The organism is Aquamicrobium ahrensii (assembly GCF_040545755.1).
Classification (GTDB): domain Bacteria; phylum Pseudomonadota; class Alphaproteobacteria; order Rhizobiales; family Rhizobiaceae; genus Mesorhizobium; species Mesorhizobium ahrensii.
The window spans coordinates 1-1,857 of the sequence record NZ_JBEPMN010000034.1 but is presented as its reverse complement, the minus strand read 5'-3'; the positions used below and the strand labels follow the sequence as shown (position 1 = coordinate 1,857).

The window sequence follows — 1,857 nt, the reverse complement described above, 5'->3', positions numbered from 1 at the left end:
ATGCCTCCCTATCGCTCTCGTACGACGACGCATGGCCGCAACATGGCCGGGGCCCGTGGTTTGTGGCGTGCGACGGGCATGAAGGACGGCGATTTCGGCAAGCCGATCATTGCGGTGGTGAACTCGTTCACGCAGTTCGTTCCGGGCCATGTGCATCTGAAGGACCTGGGCCAGCTTGTGGCGCGCGAGATCGAGAAGGCGGGCGGCGTGGCCAAGGAGTTCAACACCATCGCGGTGGATGACGGCATCGCCATGGGCCATGACGGCATGCTTTATTCGCTGCCCTCGCGCGAGATCATCGCCGACAGCGTCGAATACATGGTCAACGCCCACTGCGCGGACGCCATGGTGTGCATCTCCAACTGCGACAAGATCACGCCGGGCATGCTGATGGCGTCGCTGCGCCTCAACATCCCGAGCGTGTTCGTATCGGGCGGGCCGATGGAGGCGGGCAAGGCCGAACTGGACGGCAAGCTGCAGGCGCTGGATCTGGTCGACGCCATGGTGGCGGCGGCCGACGACGGGGTCTCGGACGCGGACGTGCAGGCGATCGAGCGCGCCGCCTGCCCGACCTGCGGCTCGTGCTCGGGCATGTTCACCGCCAACTCCATGAACTGCCTGACCGAGGCGCTGGGCCTGTCCTTGCCCGGCAACGGCTCGACGCTGGCCACCCATGCCGACCGCGAGCGCCTGTTCGTGGAGGCCGGCCATCTGATCGTCGACCTGGCCCGGCGCTGGTACGAGCAGGACGACGCCACCGCCCTGCCGCGCACCATCGCCTCGAAGGGGGCGTTCGAGAACGCCATGACGCTCGACATCGCCATGGGCGGCTCCACCAACACGGTGCTGCACATTCTGGCCGCCGCCCATGAGGGCGGGATCGACTTCACGCTGGCCGACATCGACGCGCTGTCGCGCAAGGCGCCGTGCCTGTGCAAGGTGGCCCCTGCCAAAGCGGACGTGCACATGGAAGACGTGCACCGGGCCGGCGGCATCTTCGCCATTCTGGGCCAGCTCGACCGGGCCGGCCTGATCCGGCGCGACCAGCCGACGGTGCACACCGCCACGCTCGGCCAGGCGATCGAGCACTGGGACATCTCGCGCACCACCAGCCAGAAGGTGCGCGACTTCTATCTGGCGGCGCCGGGCGGGGTTCCCACCCAGACCGCCTTCAGCCAGAACCGGCGCTGGGCGGCGCTCGACCTCGACCGCGAGGCTGGCGTCATCCGCTCGCCCGAGCATCCCTTCACCAAGGATGGCGGGCTCGCCGTTCTGAAGGGCAACATCGCGCCCGACGGCTGCATCGTGAAGACGGCGGGCGTCGACGAGAAGATCTGGACCTTCACCGGCCCGGCCAGGGTGTTCGAAAGCCAGGACGCGGCGGTCAAGGGCATCCTCGGCAACGAGGTCAAGGCGGGCGACGTGGTGGTCATCCGCTATGAGGGACCGCGCGGCGGGCCGGGCATGCAGGAGATGCTCTATCCGACCAGCTACCTGAAGTCGAAGGGGCTCGGGGCGGCCTGCGCGCTGCTCACCGACGGGCGCTTCTCGGGCGGCACGTCGGGGCTGTCGATCGGCCATGTCTCGCCGGAGGCGGCGCTTGGCGGCGCCATCGGCCTGGTGCGTGACGGCGACATCATCGAGATCGACATTCCCGGCCGCAGCATCAGGCTGGCCGTTGCCGAGGCCGAGCTGGAACAGCGCCGCGCCGAACAGGACGCGAAAGGCTGGAAGCCCGCACAGCCGCGCCGCCGCAACGTCACCACCGCACTCAAGGCCTACGCCGCCTTCGCAACAAGCGCCGACAAGGGAGCAGTCCGCAAACTCCCCGAATGAAAACAGCACACGGCATCGGGC

General features: G+C 68.4%; 1 protein-coding gene. It reads left to right on the top strand.

The genetic code is table 11. The features are described from left to right. Complete coding sequence (gene ilvD / locus ABID44_RS18625) at positions 1–1,836, top strand: dihydroxy-acid dehydratase (protein ID WP_354153171.1); 1,836 nt, start codon at positions 1–3, stop codon at positions 1,834–1,836. Positions 1,837–1,857: the final 21 nt, after the last annotated feature.

What these genes read in the sequence shown, in the direction of transcription:
- ilvD (WP_354153171.1), top strand. Translation starts at nt 1, where the DNA reads ATGCCTCCCTATCGCTCTCGTACGACGACGCATGGCCGCAACATGGCC.